General features: G+C 69.7%; 17 protein-coding genes. 6 read left to right on the forward strand and 11 right to left on the reverse strand.

The annotated features are described in order from the left end of the window. Window positions 1-2 precede the first annotated feature (2 nt). The 4 genes from PV646_RS39365 to PV646_RS39380 all read right to left on the reverse strand — a co-directional run bounded on the left by PV646_RS39365 (window position 3) and on the right by PV646_RS39380 (window position 5,307). A complete protein-coding gene (locus PV646_RS39365; protein ID WP_500347618.1) occupies window positions 3-914 on the reverse strand; it encodes an AAA family ATPase in 912 nt (303 codons plus the stop codon). Then, window positions 911-2,899, reverse strand: coding sequence for a vWA-MoxR associated conflict system protein (locus PV646_RS39370; RefSeq protein ID WP_500347619.1), 1,989 nt, complete (start codon window positions 2,897-2,899; stop codon window positions 911-913). Before PV646_RS39370 ends, PV646_RS39365 begins: the two co-directional genes overlap by 4 nt. Before the next feature lie 5 nt (window positions 2,900-2,904). Beyond that, window positions 2,905-4,311 (reverse strand): esterase/lipase family protein, encoded by a 1,407-nt coding sequence (locus PV646_RS39375; RefSeq protein WP_500347621.1) that lies wholly within the window; start codon window positions 4,309-4,311, stop codon window positions 2,905-2,907. A gap of 69 nt (window positions 4,312-4,380) precedes the next feature. After that, a complete protein-coding gene (locus tag PV646_RS39380; RefSeq protein WP_500347623.1) occupies window positions 4,381-5,307 on the reverse strand; it encodes a DNA topoisomerase IB in 927 nt (308 codons plus the stop codon). 61 nt (window positions 5,308-5,368) lie between these two features. On the opposite strand from PV646_RS39380, the gene PV646_RS39385 reads away from it, so the two are divergent. From PV646_RS39385 to PV646_RS39395, 3 genes are read left to right on the forward strand one after another with little or no spacing between them, the layout of a single operon-like run. Continuing rightward, on the forward strand, window positions 5,369-5,827 hold the full coding sequence (locus PV646_RS39385; protein ID WP_500347625.1) for a hypothetical protein: 459 nt from the start codon (window positions 5,369-5,371) through the stop codon (window positions 5,825-5,827). Further along, window positions 5,827-6,594 carry an iron-containing redox enzyme family protein gene (locus PV646_RS39390; protein WP_500347626.1) on the forward strand — a complete coding sequence of 256 codons (768 nt, stop codon included), beginning with the start codon at window positions 5,827-5,829 and terminating at the stop codon, window positions 6,592-6,594. The genes PV646_RS39385 and PV646_RS39390 overlap by 1 nt, the downstream gene beginning before the upstream one ends. 20 nt (window positions 6,595-6,614) lie before the next feature. Next, entirely contained in the window at window positions 6,615-6,980 is a 366-nt protein-coding gene (locus PV646_RS39395) for an STAS domain-containing protein (RefSeq protein WP_500347628.1), read from the forward strand. On the opposite strand, the gene PV646_RS39400 is transcribed toward PV646_RS39395, so the two are convergent. The 4 genes from PV646_RS39400 to PV646_RS39415 all read right to left on the reverse strand — a co-directional run bounded on the left by PV646_RS39400 (window position 6,965) and on the right by PV646_RS39415 (window position 10,624). Further along, window positions 6,965-7,369: a hypothetical protein gene (locus PV646_RS39400; protein WP_500347629.1), complete on the reverse strand. Its 405-nt coding sequence runs from the start codon at window positions 7,367-7,369 to the stop codon at window positions 6,965-6,967. The genes PV646_RS39395 and PV646_RS39400 overlap by 16 nt on opposite strands. Window positions 7,370-7,379: 10 nt before the next feature. Continuing rightward, a complete protein-coding gene (locus PV646_RS39405) occupies window positions 7,380-7,823 on the reverse strand; it encodes a nucleoside deaminase (RefSeq protein WP_500347630.1) in 444 nt (147 codons plus the stop codon). A 27-nt stretch (window positions 7,824-7,850) separates the two neighbouring features. Then, on the reverse strand, window positions 7,851-10,175 hold the full coding sequence (locus PV646_RS39410) for an immune inhibitor A domain-containing protein (RefSeq protein ID WP_500347632.1): 2,325 nt from the start codon (window positions 10,173-10,175) through the stop codon (window positions 7,851-7,853). 119 nt (window positions 10,176-10,294) lie between these two features. Next, entirely contained in the window at window positions 10,295-10,624 is a 330-nt protein-coding gene (locus tag PV646_RS39415) for a TfoX/Sxy family protein (RefSeq protein ID WP_500347633.1), read from the reverse strand. A 120-nt stretch (window positions 10,625-10,744) separates the two neighbouring features. On the opposite strand from PV646_RS39415, the gene PV646_RS39420 reads away from it, so the two are divergent. After that, on the forward strand, window positions 10,745-10,984 hold the full coding sequence (locus PV646_RS39420) for a YggT family protein (protein ID WP_452255505.1): 240 nt from the start codon (window positions 10,745-10,747) through the stop codon (window positions 10,982-10,984). On the opposite strand, the gene PV646_RS39425 is transcribed toward PV646_RS39420, so the two are convergent. Beyond that, window positions 10,965-12,497: an FAD-binding oxidoreductase gene (locus PV646_RS39425; RefSeq protein WP_500347635.1), complete on the reverse strand. Its 1,533-nt coding sequence runs from the start codon at window positions 12,495-12,497 to the stop codon at window positions 10,965-10,967. The two genes, PV646_RS39420 and PV646_RS39425, sit on opposite strands and share 20 nt — an antisense overlap. Window positions 12,498-12,590: 93 nt before the next feature. Here PV646_RS39425 and PV646_RS39430 point away from each other — a divergent pair, with 93 nt between their 5' ends. Beyond that, window positions 12,591-13,382 (forward strand): hypothetical protein, encoded by a 792-nt coding sequence (locus PV646_RS39430; RefSeq protein ID WP_500347636.1) that lies wholly within the window; start codon window positions 12,591-12,593, stop codon window positions 13,380-13,382. A 4-nt stretch (window positions 13,383-13,386) separates the two neighbouring features. On the opposite strand, the gene PV646_RS39435 is transcribed toward PV646_RS39430, so the two are convergent. Both PV646_RS39435 and PV646_RS39440 read right to left on the reverse strand, forming a co-directional pair. Then, the gene (locus PV646_RS39435) at window positions 13,387-15,975 is read right to left on the reverse strand and encodes a CHAT domain-containing protein (protein WP_500347637.1); all 2,589 of its coding nucleotides are present in this window, start codon (window positions 15,973-15,975) and stop codon (window positions 13,387-13,389) included. Continuing rightward, the gene (locus PV646_RS39440; protein ID WP_500347638.1) at window positions 15,972-16,394 is read right to left on the reverse strand and encodes a hypothetical protein; all 423 of its coding nucleotides are present in this window, start codon (window positions 16,392-16,394) and stop codon (window positions 15,972-15,974) included. The genes PV646_RS39435 and PV646_RS39440 overlap by 4 nt, the downstream gene beginning before the upstream one ends. On the opposite strand from PV646_RS39440, the gene PV646_RS39445 reads away from it, so the two are divergent. Then, window positions 16,356-17,252: a S8 family peptidase gene (locus PV646_RS39445; protein ID WP_500347640.1), complete on the forward strand. Its 897-nt coding sequence runs from the start codon at window positions 16,356-16,358 to the stop codon at window positions 17,250-17,252. The two genes, PV646_RS39440 and PV646_RS39445, sit on opposite strands and share 39 nt — an antisense overlap. The last annotated feature ends 33 nt before the right edge of the window (window positions 17,253-17,285 follow it).

The following is a 17,285-nucleotide window of genomic DNA, read 5'->3' on the forward strand; positions in this document are numbered from 1 at the left end:
GCTCAGGTGGCGGAGAGGTCGCGGAGCAGGAGCTTGGTCAGCCTGTCGCGGTGGTCGCCGTCCGCGGGCAGTTCGCGGGTCACCAGGAAGATCGCGTTGAGCAGTTGGTCGACGGCGAGGTTGCGACCGTTGCGCAGGTCGTCGGCGAACGTGTTCAGCAGTTCGTCCGCCTGCAGCGCGGCCTCCGGACCAAGGTGCGCCTTCACGATCTTCGCCAGCATGCCGGCGTCCGGGCTGGGCATGTGGAAGCGGATGCAGCGCCTCAGGAACGGGGCGGGGAAGTCTCGTTCGCCGTTGCTGGTCATCACGATCACCGGGAACATGTCGCACCGCACCTGGCCTTTGCCGATCTCCCACGTCGACTCGGACTTCCAGGTGCGCACCCGCACGGACTCCGTCTTGTGCCGGGTGAGTTCGGGAACGTCGTACTCACCGCGTTCGAGCACGTTCAACAGGTCGCTCGGCAGGTCGATGTCACTCTTGTCGATCTCGTCGATCAGCAGGATCCGCTGCTGCCCGGAAGGTAGCAGCGCCGTTCCCAGGGGGCCCAGTTCGATGAAGCCGCCGATGTCGTCGTCCTCCTCGCGCTTGGTGGCCTCAAGCCGGCCGAGCGCGTCGTAGCGGTACAGGGCGTCGACGAGCGTGCTGCGGGAGGTGATGTGCCAACGCAGCAACGGTTCCAGCCGCAGTTCGGCGGCGATCGACTCGGCCACCGAGGACTTGCCGGAGCCAGGGGCGCCGGTCAGCAGCAGCGGGCGGCGCAGGCACAGCGCCGCGTTCACCGCGTCGACCAGGCCGTCCGGCGGCTGGAAGGTCGGTTCCGGGACGACGTCGAAGGTGCGCCAGGGCGGCGCATCCGGCAGTTCGACGTCACGCGCCTCGCCGGTGCCCCGGTAATAGGTGTTCCAGGTCATGCGGCTCCTCCTGATGGGGCGATTCGCGCGCGTTTCTTGGCCTTGCGGCAGAAGGTCAGCCATTCCTGGTCATCCCACACGGCACGCATTCCGGACAACGGCGTCTTCTCACGTCGTGGCGGCCAGTTCAGCCGGTAAGCCCTGGCGAGCGCCGCCGGCAGCACCGTCCACTGCACGCGGAGCTCGTCGTCGATGCCGTCCCAGCAGGACGTTTCCCCGTCCGGCCACAGCAGCACCGGTGAGAAGGCGAGCAGCAACTCCAGCAACTCGTCGTTGCGCTCCGGGGTGAACCGCAGTCCGAGGCCACCGGGATAGCCGCCGCTGCGCAGGTGTCCGAGCAGTTGCCCGAGGTCGCGCGTGTCGCGGTCGGCCAGCCAGTCGACCCCGCCGTTCTGCTCGATCACGGGCCACCTCCTGCCCGCCTCGCGCACGGCGAAGCTGAGATGGGCGGGCGGACTCAGCCGCTCACTCCAGCGCACCACGACGTCGTGGTGCAGTCCGAGCCTGCTGCCGATCTCCGCGTCCTCCGGCCGCCACAGCGACAGCAACGCGGTCGGAACAGCCACGTCGATCCTGCTCACCTGCAGCGCGGAGTCGCCCAGCAGGTCGTCGACCCAGTCGAGCAGCACGCCGATGGTCTTCTCGACCGACCGCTGGTTCGGGGCGCAGGGTTCCGCGGTCGAGGCGCGGACCTCGTCGCCGTCGAGCAGCAACACCGCGATCGACTCCGGCCACCCGCCCGTCGGCGGACCGTGCAGGCTCAGCAACACCCGGAGCCGCGCCGACTCGTGGAGTCGCCGCACCTTGTCGTGCAGGTCGTTGACGGCGACTCGGCCGACCAGCGGCTCTGCCCACGCGAGGAACTCCGGCACCAGCGGCTCGACACCGACGTCGAGGGCCAACGCGAGGACGAACGACACCAGGTCCGGACCGCAGTGCCCGTCCAGCAGGCGGTGGTGCGACGCCACACAGGTGAGGTAGTCCCGGTCGTCATCGGCCGCGGTCATCTTCTTGACGAGGTCGGGTTTGACCATGCCCAGCGCGCTGCGGAGCCTGGCCGTGGTCAGCGCTTCCGGTATCCAGCTCCGTACGAACGCCGTCGCGTCCAGCGCACTGCGCAGCGTGCTCACGACGCCGGCCAGTGCGTTGTCCTGAGTGGACACGCGGTCGAGGTCGTCGATGTCGCTCTGTCCGGTGAAGGCGGGCAGTTCCGGCTGCCACCTGTGCAACGCCTCGACCCCGAACCTGCCGATCCCGGACCTCGCGGCGGGAACGCGCATCGCGGGCCCGTACGGCTGTTGCAGCCGGTTCACCTGCAGATAGGTGACGTCGACCAGGTCCTTGAGCTGGTTGCCCTCCAACTGCTCGGCGCCCCGCTGCAGCGCGGCGTCGAACGACAAGGTCCCGGTGTCGCCGTTCAACGTCTTCGTCTCCGCGAAACCGGTGCACTCGACGAAGACCCATTGCTTCCCGTCGGCCCGCTCGATCAACGCCGCGACAGCATCGTCGCGGTCGCTGCCGGGAGTGAGCAACCCGCGCCGCATCAACGGGTAGTCCTCGCGCGGAGTGGCGAGCGTGTCCACGACCGGTGCCAGGTCCCGGTCCAGTCGCACGGCGACCAGCGCGTGTCGCTCGAACAGCACCACCATCGGGTAGAGCTTCAGCTTCTGGCACAGTCCCGCGAAGATCAACGACAGTTCGAGGCAGTTGCCACCACTGGCCGCGACCTCCTCCGGCCGCCTGATCGACTGCTGGACCTGGTTGAAGTCCATCAAGTCGATTTCCGCCGTGCTGTAATGGATTCCCCGCGACGCGAGGTGCTCGTACGCCCGGCGGACCAGCGAGAGCCGATCAGCGACCTGCAGGTCGTAACCGACCGCACCGGCCGTCGGGGGCTCGCCGAACAACCGCACCGACTCGATCTTGTGCACGTAGCAGGCGATCCGGGCGGGCTCGGTCTTGTTCCAGGGAGGCCACTGAAGCATGGGGCTCAGCAGACTTCGAACACGTCGGTCACCGAGCAGCCAGCCCAGTCGACCGTCACCTCGTGCGCGCCCACGGGCAGGCCCCGGAGCATGAAGCGGTGCCCCTCGCTGGTCTCCGTGCGCTCAACCGTCACGTTCTCCGATGTCGTCAGAGAGGGTGGATCAGTTACGGCCGGATCGTCGAGCACGCAGTCGACGGCCACGGGGTCGCCCTGCGCGTGCACCTCGGCCAGCCGGACGTCCAGCGCGGCGCGGTCGGGACGGGGTGCGCCCTGGTCCGCCGATCCCGGGTTCTGCAGATCCCCCAGATCGGTGAACGGCGTGAGGGTCCTGACCAGGTTGTCCAGCACGTCCTTCTTGGTGTGCATCGACGAGTGCTTGCCGTTGTGCCACCACCACGGCGAGTCGGTCAGTTCGACCGGCATGGCCGACACCTCGGGCACGGTGCCGTCACCTGTGTTCATCGCACGTAGTGAAGCGTTGTCCGTGACGACCTGGTCACCGACCAGCACGGTGCCTCCGCGGACCACGGCCGACTGCGCGGTGCGGTGTCCGTAGCCGATCAGCGGCCTCAGCCGGCTCCGGTAGCGCTCGGGCGTGCCGAGTGCGCGGTGGAAGTCCTGGTAGGCGGCCTGTGCCCGGCTGATCTTCAACTCGCCGAGGTCGGTGTCGAACTCGTGCACCCTGCGCACCTGGCCGTGCTCGTCGCGAACCATCGGGTAGCGGGGCAGCAATTGGTGCACCGATGTGAACCGGCGCAGCAACGCCGACACCGCGCCGATCTCGGCACCGCACGCGGTGAAGCCGTTGGCCAGCACGTTCAGCGCCTTCGGAGCGCCGCGGAACGGCGTGCCGAACGTGACCAGCGCCCGGCAGTGCCGCCAGCCGCCGAGGACGTCCAGGTAGTACTTGGCCACCAGCCCACCCATGCTGTGGCAGACCAGCACGGTCCGGGGTTCGCCGTAGGGCAGCACCGACCGCCACTTCGGCAGTTCGCGGTCCACCAGTTCCTTCAACCTGGCCGCCGAGATCCTGTTGTCCCGGCGCCAGTCGTAGGCGAACTCGAAGTAGTTCGCAGGTGGCCCGTCCACCAGCGGATCGCCCCGGACGAGCTCGAACGAGCCGGTGAGCGCCGCCGTCAGCGATCGGTACTGGTTGGTCGAGGCCAGGCCGGGGATCGCGACCGGCGAACGGATGAGGCCGGTGGCGACGACGCCGTCGTCGTGTTCGGGGTCGTCGAGCTTCTCCGGATCTCCTCCAAGCCTTTCGAGCACGTCGTGCCGGTCCTTCAGCAACGATCCGGCCAGGCGGCGCGACGGTTCCCACAACGGGCCGCCGGGCGAGCTCAGGACGCTTCCGCCGAGACCGGGGATGACGACGAGGAAGTCACCGAACTTCAAGCCCTCACGCATCAATCCCCCAAACGAGTCAGGCCAGCAGCCTAGGCAACGGAGGATCGGCGCAGGGGCGAATTCGCCCGTTCAGACCAGCTGCCGCAGCAGCTTGCGCACCGCCCGTTCCGGATCACCCCCGCCGATGACGTCGCCGCTCTCGAACGCCTCGACCAGGCGCGGATCCACGTAGGACTTCCTCGCCACGGTCGGAGTGTTCCCGAGGTTCGCCGCGACCTCCTTCATCACCGCGCTGACCGCCCGTTGGGACGGCCTGCCGCGGTCGGCGAGAGCCTGGGCGAACGCCTGCGCGGCGTACACGGTGGCGTGCCAGGTGCGGAGGTCCTTCACGCTGAACTCGTCGCCGACCAGTTCGCGGAAGCGCTCGTTCACGTCGTCTGCGGTCAGGTCGAACACCCGGCAGTCCGGTGTCCTGTCCTTGAGCAGGGTCCGGACGGCGCGGGCGAGTTTCGGGTCGGTGATCTCCTCGTCGACCTCGACGCCGGACTTGGCCGGGAAGCGGAACCGGACGCGCTCACCGCGCACCTCGAGGTGTTCGCACAGCAGCGTCGCGACGCCGTGCGTGCCGTTCTCCTCCACGTACTGCTCGTGGCCGACGCGGAAGACACCGAGGTCGAGCATGCGCAGTGCGATGGCGAGCAGCCGTTTGCGGCCGCGTGACGCCATGTCCCGCTCGATCTGCTCGCGGAACCTCCCGAGCTTCGGGGCGAGCTTCAGGACGCGGTCGAACTTCTCCGCGTCGCGCTCGGTGCGCCACTGCTCGTGGTAGAGGTACTGGCGGCGGCCGGCGTCGTCGTACCCGACGGCCTGGATGTGGCCGGTGGGATGCGGACAGATCCAGACCTCCTGCCACGCGGGCGGGATGACCAGGGCTTTCGCCCTTGCGACGTCGTCGGCGGTGAGGGCCTGGCCGTGGGCGTCGGCGTAGCGGAAACCCTTGCCGTGACGGCGGCGGGTCCAGCCCGGGCGAGCCGGGTCGCTGCGGCGCAGTCTCATGTGGCCACTCCGAGATTGATCAGCACGAGACGCGGGTACCCGCTCGTCGATGAATCACCACATGGTCGGGGTGGAACAGGAGTTCCTCCTCGTCGATCCCTCCTCCCGGCGGCCGGTCGCACTGGCGCCGCGTGTCCGGGAGATCTCGCGCGCGCCGCAGCCGGCAACGGAAGTCGCGGTTCCCGCCGAGTCGATCCGGGCCCTCGTCATGACGGAACCCTCCGAACAGCGGGTGGACGATTCCGTGCTGCGAGCGGCATATTGGCGGGCGTCGCGCGACGGGGTCGACGGACTGGCCGCCGATCCACACACCGGAAAACTCTCCCCCGCGTTCGACCGGGCAGTGTCGCTCTTGGAGCACGTCGAAGTCGCCCTGCGCGATCACGGCACGCTGTCTACTGTGGAGCAGCAGTTGGACTGGTTGCGCCACAACGGCTGCGGTGCCGCTCGGCAACGACGCTGCCCGGACCCCGAGTCCCTTGTGGACATGCCGATCGCCCGAACGCGTGAGGAAACCTGATGCGCCTCCCCGCTCCCCGCGGCCACATGAGCTCGGCCCTGGTCGCTGCGCTGCGACTGCCGCCCCCGCCGCGGCCCGCGCTGCTCGTCAGCGGCGGCACCAGGGAAGCCTGGCAGGACGACGACCTGCAGCTGTCGCTGTGGATCTGCTACGAGCTGCGGATGCGCGGCTTCGACGACGCCGACACCGGCTGGGAGGACCACCCGGCGCTGGCCCAGTTCCACGCGGCACTGGAAGCCCGCTGGGAGGAAGCCCTGCGGTCGCTGACCGGAGTCACCACTCCCGCCGTGCTGTCGGAAGAGGGACTTCTCGAGCTGCGCAAGCACCACGCGTTCTGGCAGCCGCGCCGCGAGATGCGCTCGGTGCTGCGCGACATCCACGGCGACGCCTACGGCACGCGTTCCGAACGCACCCACTCGGTGCTGTTCACCGTGACGCTTCGCGACCTGGACCCGTTCGTGAGCGCCGACGAGATGCCCGCGCCGACCCTTGCGCTGGTGAACGCGCTGTCGCTGTTCGGCCTGCACCGGCGCCTCGTCGGCGCCCTCGTCGGCTTCCTGAGCGCCGTCGACACCATCGGCGGTGACCCGTTCGCCCAGCTGCTGCCCGTCCAGTGCCCGCCGGAGGACGTCCGGCTCGGCTTCACGGCGTGCCACGAACTGCACGCCCGACTCACCCACCACGTCCGCACATCAGTGCAGGCCGGTCGCACCTCGCTGAGGGGCCGTAGGCTGGCCTCGCAGACCCGCGTCAACGTGGGGTGCTGACGCTCTTGAAGGGAGACAGCGTGCCCGACCCCACCGCTCTGGCCACCGTGGTCGTCGATCGGATCACACCCGACGTCGTAGTGCTGCACGTGTCCGGTGAACTCGACACCACGTCCAGCGGCTCTCTGACCGGTCCGCTCGAAACGCACGCGGTGCAGGGACAGCGGGCCGTCGTGGTGGACCTCGCCGGGGTGCGCTTCCTCGGGTCGGCCGGGCTCGAGGCCCTGGTGCTCGGGCAGCAGCACGCGTCGAAGGCCGGCGTCGAGTTCGTGGTGGTGGCTTCGAGCCGCGCGGCGTTGCGGCCCATCGAGGCGACCGGCCTGGACGCGGTGTTCACGATCGTGCGGTCGGTGGACGAGGCGACGGAGCGCTACACGTCGAAGTAGCCACCGCTCGGCCCGTCCGGCCCGATCAGCGCCGTCCTCGCGACGATCTCCGCGTCCGGTGCGGCCGCGTTGATCCGGAGCCTCGGGAAGGTCCTCGCGTACTGCACGGTCACCAGGGTGGCCGCCGCCTCGGCCTCGGCGTCCCGGGCGACGACCACCACGACCGGTGCCGCGGACCGTTCCAGCGCCGGCAAGAAGGCCTGCAGCACGCGGGCCAGGCCGGAGACCTCGTCCTCGAACGGCTCGGAGCCGATCCCGACAACCAGCACGTCCAGCACCGCGGGTTCGGGGTCGGCGCTGACGGACACGGTGTGCCCGGCGCGGGTGAGCAGGCGGGCGGTGTCCCGCGCTAGTTCGTCGTCCGCGCCGGCGATCAGCACAGCAGCCATGCGCCCCACGCTAATCCTGGCCGATGTCCTCGTACCAGAGTTCCGGGCGGTCGGCGATGAACGTCGTCATCAGCTCGATCAGCTCCGGATCCTCCACGACGGTGATGCCGACGCCGTGTTCCGCGAGCCAGTCGTGGCCGCCGTGGAACGTCGTGGCCTCGCCGATCAGGACGTTCGAGATGCCGAACTGGCGGACCAGGCCGCTGCAGTACCAGCACGGCGACAGGGTCGTGACCATCGTGGTGCCGCGATAGCTCCGCTGGCGGCCCGCGTCGCGGAACGCCGAGGTCTCCGCGTGCATCGAGGCGTCACCGTCCTGCACGCGGCGGTTGTGGCCACGGCCCAGCAGAAGGCCGTCGCCGTCGAAGAGTGCCGCGCCGATGGGGATCCCGCCCTCGGCGAGTCCCGTGCGCGCCTCCTCGACAGCGACGGCCAGCATTTCTGAAGCGGTCATGCCGTTGAAGCTACCCGTAAAGGCGTACTACTTCGTCTTGAACAACTTCACCGTCATCGACGTGCCCGACTGGCGGAGAACCTTCAGGCCGACACCGGCGGCGGGCAGCTTCACGCCCGCGTTGGGCTGTTCGGCGAACCAGAACTGCTTGGTGTCGTCGAAGGTCGGCTGGGCCGCGGCGCCACGGACGTAGGACGCCTTGCCGTTGACGTGCAACGTGAAGGAGTCCGACTTCTGCAGCCCGAACGGCGCGTCGTACCCGCTGACGGACGGCGACCAGCGCTGTCCCTCGAGGTTGTAGAGCGGGGCCGGGTTCGCGTCGATCGGCAGGATCAGGCCCTCACCGGGGTGCTCGCTGACGTTGTTGTCGAGGAAGCTCGTGTTCCACAACGAGACGAGCAGGCCGTCCTGGTACGGGAAGTGCTCCACGAAGTCGGGCTTGTCCGGGAAGCTGTAGCGGTACGGGCCGGTCTGGTTGTACTTGCCGTACGACTCGTACGTGCGGTTCGACGCGATGTAGAACTGGTCGAACGTCTTCGTTTCCTTGCCCTCGGTCGTGCGGAAGCCGCGCGTGGTCCACACACCGGCGGTCTCACCGCCGTCCGTCAGCACCGGTGCGCCGTCGGCGGTCACGGTGATCTGGTCGGCGAAGAAGCCTTGCAGCGCCAGGGCTCCGTCGGTGCGGTAGGCGAAGCGCAGCTTGGTGTTCTTGCCGGCGTACGCGTCGAGCGACACGTTCACGTCGACCCACTGGTTGGCAGACGAGCTGCTGATCGCGGGCGAGTCGCCGGAGTCGCGGGCGAACGGCTGACCGCCGGCGGTGCCGTCGAGCTGCGTCCAGCTGCCGTCCTCATTGGACGCTTCGACGTAGAGGTAGTCGTAGTCGGCCTCGATGTCGAAGCGGGCCTTCAGCGTGAGCGACGCGCTGGTCTTGCCGCGCAGGTCCAGCGGGGCCGTCATGGAGTGGTCGAGGTCGTTGCCCTTCTCGCTCCACCACATCTTGCTGCCCGCGAACGGGGTGCCGTAGTCGAAGTTCTTCGAGATGTCCGGCAGCACGACGACGAGTCCCTGCGCCTTGGCGCTGTTGTACTCGTGCGGACCGAGGTCGAAGACGCGTTCCTGACCGGCGACCGCGACCTCGTAGTCGAGCCAGCCGAGCTGCAGCTTGTCCCACGCGGAGAACTCGTTGGCGCGCTCACCGGGAGCCTCACCGGGGGCGTTGACCCGGTTCTGCGCCATGATCGACCACCAGTTGACGCCGTTCGAGCCACCGTTGGTGTCGTAGTGGTCCGGCAGGCCGAGGTCGTGCCCGTACTCGTGCGCGAAGACGCTCACGCCGCCGTTCTCGGGCTGCACGGTGTAGTCGCCGACCCACAGGCCGGTGTCGCCGATCTGAGCACCGCCGAGCTTGTTGGTGCCAGGACCGGTCGTGTAGTTCTTGTACGCGTAACCGCGGTGGCTCCAGAGCGCGTCCTCACCCTGCAACGGGTCGCCGTCGGCCTGGTCACCACCGGCGTGCACGATCTGGAAGTGGTCGATGTAGCCGTCGGCCTCGTTGAACTCGCCGTCGGAGTCGTAGTCGTAACGGTCCCACTGGTCGTACTCCGCCAGCGACGCCTTGATCTGCTCGGTGGTCTTGCCCGCGGCCTTCTGGTCCGCGACCCACTGCGTGACGGCGTCCTTGATGAGCTCACGCGAGTTGTTGCAGATGTTGTCGTTGCACGGGTAGCCGTTGCTGCGGCCGTACCGCGCCTCGTTGTACTTGACCTTCACCCAGTCCGTGACGAGTCCGTTGACCGTGTACCGACCGCTGGACTGCTTGTCGTAGAAGTTCGCGACGGAGTTGGCGTCCTTCTTGCGGCTGAAGTACAGGTCCTGGAAGTACTTCTGGCTGAAGTCCTTGCGCCAGATGGTCGTGTTGTCGACGGCCCGGTTCGGCTCGGGAATCTCGTTGTGCGCCGGCCCGTCGAACCGCTGCGGCCCCGGCGTCGCGGGACTGGTGTCCTGGTCGGGGAAGTCGGGGTGCCGCTCGTTGCCGAACTCCGTGAGGATCACGAAGATCCTGTCGGTCTTCTCCCGCTTGAGCTCGACGTACTGGTCCTTGTCCTTCTTCTTGCCGACCTTCGCGACGGTGCTGGTCCCCCGCTTCTCGGTGGTGACCTGACCGGTCAGCACGTCGGCGAGCGCCTGCTGCTTCAACGCGCGGCGCTTGACCTCCAGCTCGTGCGGCTGCTCGTCGGACTGCCGCGTCTCCTGCTTCTCGGGCTGCGCGGGCGGCGTCGCGGTGGCCGGCGTGACCATGCCCGCCGTGATGAGCGCGAGCGCCGCTGCTCCCGCCAGAACTCTTCGCACTTTGTGTTCCCCCTCCTCGGAAATACCGGGGGGACGCTACGTCCGGGTCCGGCGGCTCGACACGTCCGATGGTCGGGAGAAAAGGGACACCGGGCACGGCAACCGTTCGCTGCCCGCGCTCACTTCGGTGGCAGCGCTTCGACGAACTCGCGGCACCGCCCGATCCAGTCCTCGAGCGCCTCGTCCTCCCCCACCGCCTCGCCGTCGACGACCACCCAGCCGTTCATCGGCCGGCCGGTGAAGTCGAAGACGCGAGCACCCGGCTGAGCCAGCGCGTCGGCCTGCGCCTCCGGGCCGACGCGCGCTATCAGGTCGGAGCCCAGCACTCCTACCAGCATGTTTCCTCGCCACAGGAACACCAGGCTGCCGAACATCTTCTTCGTGCCCAGGTCCGGGAGATCACCCAGCGACTCGCCCAGGCGGTGGGCCAGGCCCTCGTCGTACGCCATGCGCTGAATATTGTCTCAGCGAGTTGCCAGGCGCCTCTCAGTTTCATGTGGCTTCATGGACGTACAGGACATAGGAGGAGGCCCATCTTGTTCGGCTTGGTCGGATGGATCGTCGGTTGGGTGTTGACGCTGTTCATCCTCGTGATGATCGGCCGGATGATCGTGGACTGGGCGGTCACGCTGCAGGCGCGTGGCGACTGGGTGTGGAAGGTGCGCCGGGTGACGCACGGTGTCACCGAGCCCGTGCTGGCGCCGGTGCGCAAGGTGCTGCCGCCCGTGCGGTTCGGCGGGTTCGGGCTGGACCTGGCGTTCACCGTCGTGTTCATCGCGGCGCTGATCCTCAGGTCGATCGTGTGGTGAGGACCCCCGGGTTGAGCAGGCCCTGAGGATCCAGCGCGGACTTGGCACCGGCCAGGGCCGCGCCGAAGACGTCCGGGCGCTGCCGGGTGTACCAGGGCATGTGGTCGCGGCCGACGGAGTGGTGGTGCGTGATCGTGCCGCCCGACGAGATCAACGCCTCGGAGACCGCGGCCTTGATCTCGTCCCACTGCGCGGTGAGGCTGCCCCAGCGGCCCGGCGCGTAGATGCCGTAGTAGGGCGCGGGGCCGTCCGGGTAGACGTGGGTGAAGCGGCACGTGACGATGCCGAGGCCGCACACCTGCCGCAACGCCTCGGTGGCGGCGGAGGTGACCGCCGCGTGCAGCGCCGGGAAGCGGTCCCAGGTGCAGGCTGTCTCGAACGTCTCGGTGATCATCGCGTGCTGGGCCATCGCGTTGCGCTGGTAGGGCATGCGCAGGAACGACTTCCGCCACTGCTGCGCCGCCCCCTCGACGACCTCGCCGTCACCGCAGAGTTCGAGCGCACGAGCGAGCAGCGCGTCGACGGGGTGGTCGGCGGACTCGAAGGCCAGCACCAGCACGGAACTGGGCGACCCGGCGTTGAGGAACGCCTCCGCCGGGTCGAGCAGCCGGCAGTTCGCGGGGTGCAGCCCGGACTGCGCGATCAGTCGCGTCGCCTCCACCGCCCGGTCCCACGAGGCGAACCGCACCGACGCGCCCGCCCGGTGCACGGGCGGTGCCTGCAACCGCATCCACGCCTCGGTGATCACGCCCAGGGTGCCTTCGGAGCCCAGGAAGAGCCGGTCCGGCGACGGCCCCGCACCCGACCCGGGCAATCGGCGCGACTCGCTGATCCCTTGCGGCGTCACGACCCTGAGCGACTCCGTCAGGTCGTCGATGTGCGTGTAGAGCGTGGCGTAGTGACCACCGGCCCGCGTCGCGAGCCAGCCGCCGAGCGTCGAGAACTCGAACGACTGCGGGAAGTGCCGCAGCGTGAGCCCGTGCGGCTTGAGCTGCGCCTCCAGCGAAGGCCCGAGCACACCCGCCTGGACGCGCGCGGCCCGGCTCGTCGGGTCGACTTCCAGCACCCGGTCCAGGTGCTGCAGGTTCAGGGTCACGACCCTGTCCAGGTCACGCGGTTCGACGCCGCCGACCACGGAGGTACCGCCACCGAACGGGATCACGGCCACGTCGTGCGCCGAACACCAGTCGAGCACGTCCACGACGTCCTGCTCGGTGCGTGGCCGGGCCACGGCGTCGGGCACCACACCGACGTCGCCGGCCAGGTTGCGGGTGACGTCGCGGTAGGCCTGGCCACGGGCGTGCGCGAGCCGGTCGACGGGATCGGTCGAGTAGATCTCGCTCGCCTCGACGCGCGAGGCCGGCACGTCGAGCGTCGCGGGATCCGGTGGCTCGTGGAACGTCAGGTCCGCGTCCGGGAGCACTGCCTGGACCCGCTCGACCAGCGCACGGCGTTCCTCGGGGGTGACGGCGTCCTCGACGTTGCCCCAGCCCCACCACGACCTCGTTGTCATGGCGAGCAACCATAAGCGAAACGCCCTAGTTCTGGAATGGCTTGAGTAGAAGTACTCGCGACCCGAAACCTCCGACGCCACTAGCCTTCGACCATGAAGACCTGGGGGGTCGTGCTGATGCTCGCGGTCGCGCTCGTGGCGACCGCGTACTTCGCCACGCGGAAGTCGGACAGCACCGCGTTCACCGACGAGAAGGCCAGACAGGTGGCCGAGCGCATCGGCTATCCGGTCCCTCGCGACGCCGACGCCTACGCCCGCGCCGCTCTGCAACGGGAACCGGACCAGGAGTCCTTCGCGATCCTGGAGATCACCGACCGGAAGCCGCTCGACGCCGAGGAGGTCCGTGCCAGCCTGGTGTTCCGCATCCACGACCCCGGCGTGGACAAGCCCACGTGGAACTCCTGGCAGTCGGGGCGAGACCCGGTGACCGCCTGCTACCGCGCGGACTTCAACTACTACGGCGTGATGGACGGTGGCCCCGAGTCCGTGCCCTGCCCCGCCGGCGCGCGACCGATCGTGCCGCCTCCGGTCCAGCGCACGGCCGTCCCCGACACCTACCCGGACGCCGTCAAGACGATCCTCACCGCACTGCCACCCGCGTCGACGAAGGACGAGGTGCTCGCCGCGTTGCGCGCCGGGTTGCCGCCGATGCCGGTCGACCCGGAGTCCAAGCTGCCCTGGGCCGATCCCCGGCTGGACGTCTTCGTCGAGGAAGGCGCTGTCGGAGTCGTGGCGGCCAGTGGCACCGACTGCCTCAACGGTGTGCGGCTCGCCGACGGCACGGTCGCGTCGTGGTACCCACCGCGCGTGCAGACCCAGCCAGGTGAGATCGGGTGCTCCGGCGAGGCCGCGCTGACCCTCTACCGGACACCACCACCGCATTGAGCGCCTAACCCGCGCCGAAGCACACGAACCCGACCGCCGCCGCATAGGCGGCGTCGTCGGCCGAGGCCCGTTGCACGGCGGCAAGCGCCTCGGCCGGCGCCATCCCGGCCGCGAGTTTCTGGTGCAGCTCCACCATCACCGGTGCGGTTCCGTCGGTCGGCACCGGCACCACGGGCGCGATCAACGTCCGCGTCCCCAACCCGAGCAGCGCCGCCGTGAACCCCATCAACTCGTCCCCGGGACGAACCGCGGACTGACCGGTGTCGCACGCCGACAGCACGACCAGCGTGGGCGGGCGGCGCAGGCGTTCGATGTCGTAGACGGTCAACGGGCCGTCGGCCAGTTCCAGGGCCGAGAACAGCGGGTTGTCGACGCGGAACGAGCCGTGCGCGGCGATGTGGGCGAGCGCGGCACCGTCCATTGCGGACGCCACGGCGCTCACGGTCGCCTCGGAGTCGACCAGCACGCGGCCCGGCACGTGGGCGCTGATGGCCTTGATCTCGGCGGGGGCCGCGGCCATGCGCGGACCGGCCGCCAGCACCGGTTCGCCCGCGGCGTCGGGGACCGAGGTGGCGCGCAGCCAGACGGAGGCCGACGGGGCGACGGTCACCTGGCGGTTCAGCACGGCCCACGGCAGGCCGTTCAGGGCGCCGGTCGGGACGACCACGAGCGGGCGGCCGTCGATCCTCGGTGCCAGCGGGTCCAGCAGGCGGCGGGCCAGCAGCGCGGCGGCGTGGGCGGCGGAGGACCGGGCCACGGCCAGGTTCGGCAGGTTCGGCGGCAGGGTCACCAGGCGGTGCAGGGCGAAGCGGAGCAGGCGGATCTCGCGGACCGCACCCTCCAGCGGGCCCAGCGAGTGCAGCGAGGAGCGGCCGGCGGCCAGGACGACGGCCATCAGCACGCCGTCGTACTCCACGAACTCGATCAGCGCCGACGAGCCCAGCGCCGAGACCAGTGCCGCGACCGGCGGGGGCTTGAAGACGGAGACCTCACCCGACATCAGCCTGGTCAGGTCACGGACGCGCTGCTCGGCGCGGACCAGCTTGGCGCGCAGCGAGCCCGCCGGTTTTCCGCCCAGCACAGCGGATTCCACGTCCGCGGAGACCGCGCGCAGCGACGCCAGGGCGTCTTCGAGACGGGGGTCCTCCGGCGGTGACACGGACTTCATCCGCAGGGCCCCGGCGCGCCAGCTCTCGGTCCACGACAGCACTCGCGCGGCGTTGCCCGAGGCCACGGCCAGCCGCAGACCCTCCAGGGCGAGGGCCTGGCCCTGCACGCCCGCCGACGCCCGCAGCTCCGCCGCGCCCAGCGACACGCGGTACTCGTCCAGCAGCCCGATCCCCCGCCGCAACGCCGACGAGGTCCCCCGCACGTCGCCGGAGAGCTTGCGCCGCAACGCTTCCGCGTACCAGCCGCGCACACGCAGGCCGGCCGGGCCGCGCAGCCGGGCCGACGCGGCGACCGAGAGCTCCGCGACGGCACGGGCGCGGTGGCCCAGGTCGGCGGCGACCAGGCCCGCGTCGATGCGGGCCTCCAGCGCGGGCAGCCGCCAGTCCATCGCGTCCAGTTCGGAGGCCACGCGGGACAACGCGAGCCGCAACGGACGGGAGCGGTCGCCACGGAGAACGGCCGCGTGCAGTTCCAGGAAACGCGCGCCGGCCGCCCACAGCAGGCGTTGCTCGCGGCGGAACCGGCGGCGTGCCTCGGCGGCGAAGCCGTGCGCCGCCGACGGATCGTCGTCCAGCAGGGCGATGCGGGCGCGGAAGTACAGGGCCTCCGAGACGCCCAGCGGGTTCTTCAACGTCTTCAGCTCGACGATCGCGCGGTCGGCCGCGGCACGGGCCTCGTCCAGCAGCGGCACCGAGACGAGCAACTCCAACCGGTTGACCAGGAGCACCGGGCGCATCACGTCGAGGCGGCGGTAGACCTCCTCCGCCTTGTCGAACAGCGTCAGCGCGGCGGGGACGTCACCGCCGCGGGTCGCCATGATGCCGCCGTTCCAGTGCACGTCGGCGACGCCGAGTTCCTGGCCCAATTCACCCAGGAGAGACGCCGCCAGCGTGAAGTCGGCCGACGCCTCACGCATGTTCCCCACGTACGCGCGCACGAGGCCGCGGTTGTTGAGAGCGCGCGCCTCGACCAGCTGGTCCCCCACGCGCCGGGCACCGGCGATGGCCGCCGTGTAGTCGCGCTGGGCGTCGTCGTAGCGGGTCAGGTAGTGGAAGACGACACCGCGCTGCATCAACGCCGCCACCGAGTCCGCGCCGGTCAGCGACGGCATGGCGTCGTCCAGCAACGTCAGCGCGGCCTTCTGCTTGCCCGTGTAGGCGAGCACCCACGCCAGGCTCATCTGGGCCAGCGCGGACAGCCGGGGCAGTGCGGCCTCGGACGCGATCCTGATCGAGCGGCGCAGGTGCCGGGCCGCGCCGGAGAAGTCGTGCATCTCCCGCAGCGCGAGGCCGATCGCACGCTCGGCGATGGACCATTCCGCGCGATCTTCCGTCGTGCGGAGCACCGCGCGCGCCATCTCCACGGCCGCGCGCGGGTTGCGCTGCCTGGCCTCCAGCGCGTCCTCCGCAGAAAAGTCGGTCACGGCAACACTTTATCCGCTGTGGTAGCTTGATCAAGCTCGGTCGGGGTGCCCGTCAACGCTGCTTTAGTGAGGCCGTGGTGTCGAAAACGCCAGAAAGCGCGGAGCTTTACCAAAGAGCTTTCCTGCAGCTCATCGCCGAGGACAAGACCATCAGCTTCCACGCCGAACGCGGGCGTGAATTCCTTTATCGACCCGGCCAGCTGCTCGTCGCCGCCGAGGACCAACAACGGGTCGTCGAAAAGCTCCGGGAAAACAACATCATCGCCCGGCCCGGCGAGGGATTCGCCGGATTGGCGCGATTGACGTTGCCGAACAACGCGGAGGACATTCCCCGCATTGTCCGCCTGTTGCGCGACCAGCGGAACTGGCCGAACGAGCGCGTGCCGCTCGTGCAGCCGCACCACGTGATCGTCGGCCACGGCGGCCTCGTCATGGGCAACCCGGGCGACCGGCCCCACCCGACCGACCCGATCTCCGCGCCGAAGTTCGACGAGCGCCTCAAGAACGTCCGCGTCGGCATCATCGACACGGGCATCTCGCAGGGTGCCGACAGCGAGCACTCCGACTGGTTCGACGGCCGCTACGCCAAGGAGGCCGACGACGTCGACCCGGCCTACGCGAGCGGCGACAGCTTCGCACTGCAGGGCGGCCACGGCACGTTCGTCGCGGGTGTCATCCAGAACGCGGCCCCCGGCGTCACCTTCGACCCGGAGGCGGGCCTCGACCCGAACGGCTTCGGCGACGAGGAACGGATCTGCCGCAAGATCACCGAGCTGGGCCGCAAGAAGATCAACGTGCTCAACCTGTCGCTCGGCTGCTTCACCGAGGACGACGTGGCCTCCGAACCGCTGCGGCGCACCATCGCGGCGCTGCCGGACGACATCGTCGTGGTCGCCTCGGCCGGCAACCAGGGCACGCAGCGGCCGAGCTGGCCGGCAGCGCTGTGCGGGGTCACCGCCGTCGCCGCCGCCCAGCAGGAACGGGACGGCTCGATCGGCCCCGCCTTCTACTCGAACTTCGGCCACTGGGTCGACGCCTGCGCGATCGGCAACCGCGCCTCGACCTACCTCAAGGGCGAGTGGCACCTGCCCGGCGAGGCGGCGGCTACGCCGTTCGCGCTGTGGGCGTACTGGTACGGCACGTCGTTCGCGGCTCCCCTGGTCACCGGGCGGATCGCCGCGACGATGGTCTCGGAGGGCATCGACGCACGTCAGGCGCGTGACAAGCTGCTGACGGGCACCGAGTTCCACCCCGGCTACGGAATTTTCGTCAAATAGTTGTATCTGCGAGGCAACCTCGGCCTCCGCCAG

Source organism: Streptomyces sp. ID05-26A (assembly GCF_033794685.1).
Classification (GTDB): Bacteria; Actinomycetota; Actinomycetes; order Mycobacteriales; family Pseudonocardiaceae; genus Lentzea.

Excerpts from the sequence above, each read along its gene's own strand:
- PV646_RS39365 (WP_500347618.1), bottom strand. The coding sequence starts at position 914 with ATGACCTGGAACACCTATTACCGGGGCACCGGCGAGGCGCGTGACGTC.
- PV646_RS39370 (WP_500347619.1), bottom strand. The coding sequence starts at position 2,899 with ATGCTTCAGTGGCCTCCCTGGAACAAGACCGAGCCCGCCCGGATCGCC.
- PV646_RS39375 (WP_500347621.1), bottom strand. The coding sequence starts at position 4,311 with ATGCGTGAGGGCTTGAAGTTCGGTGACTTCCTCGTCGTCATCCCCGGT.
- PV646_RS39380 (WP_500347623.1), bottom strand. The coding sequence starts at position 5,307 with ATGAGACTGCGCCGCAGCGACCCGGCTCGCCCGGGCTGGACCCGCCGC.
- PV646_RS39385 (WP_500347625.1), top strand. The coding sequence starts at position 5,369 with ATGGTCGGGGTGGAACAGGAGTTCCTCCTCGTCGATCCCTCCTCCCGG.
- PV646_RS39390 (WP_500347626.1), top strand. The coding sequence starts at position 5,827 with ATGCGCCTCCCCGCTCCCCGCGGCCACATGAGCTCGGCCCTGGTCGCT.
- PV646_RS39400 (WP_500347629.1), bottom strand. The coding sequence starts at position 7,369 with ATGGCTGCTGTGCTGATCGCCGGCGCGGACGACGAACTAGCGCGGGAC.
- PV646_RS39405 (WP_500347630.1), bottom strand. The coding sequence starts at position 7,823 with ATGACCGCTTCAGAAATGCTGGCCGTCGCTGTCGAGGAGGCGCGCACG.
- PV646_RS39415 (WP_500347633.1), bottom strand. The coding sequence starts at position 10,624 with ATGGCGTACGACGAGGGCCTGGCCCACCGCCTGGGCGAGTCGCTGGGT.
- PV646_RS39425 (WP_500347635.1), bottom strand. The coding sequence starts at position 12,497 with ATGACAACGAGGTCGTGGTGGGGCTGGGGCAACGTCGAGGACGCCGTC.
- PV646_RS39430 (WP_500347636.1), top strand. The coding sequence starts at position 12,591 with ATGAAGACCTGGGGGGTCGTGCTGATGCTCGCGGTCGCGCTCGTGGCG.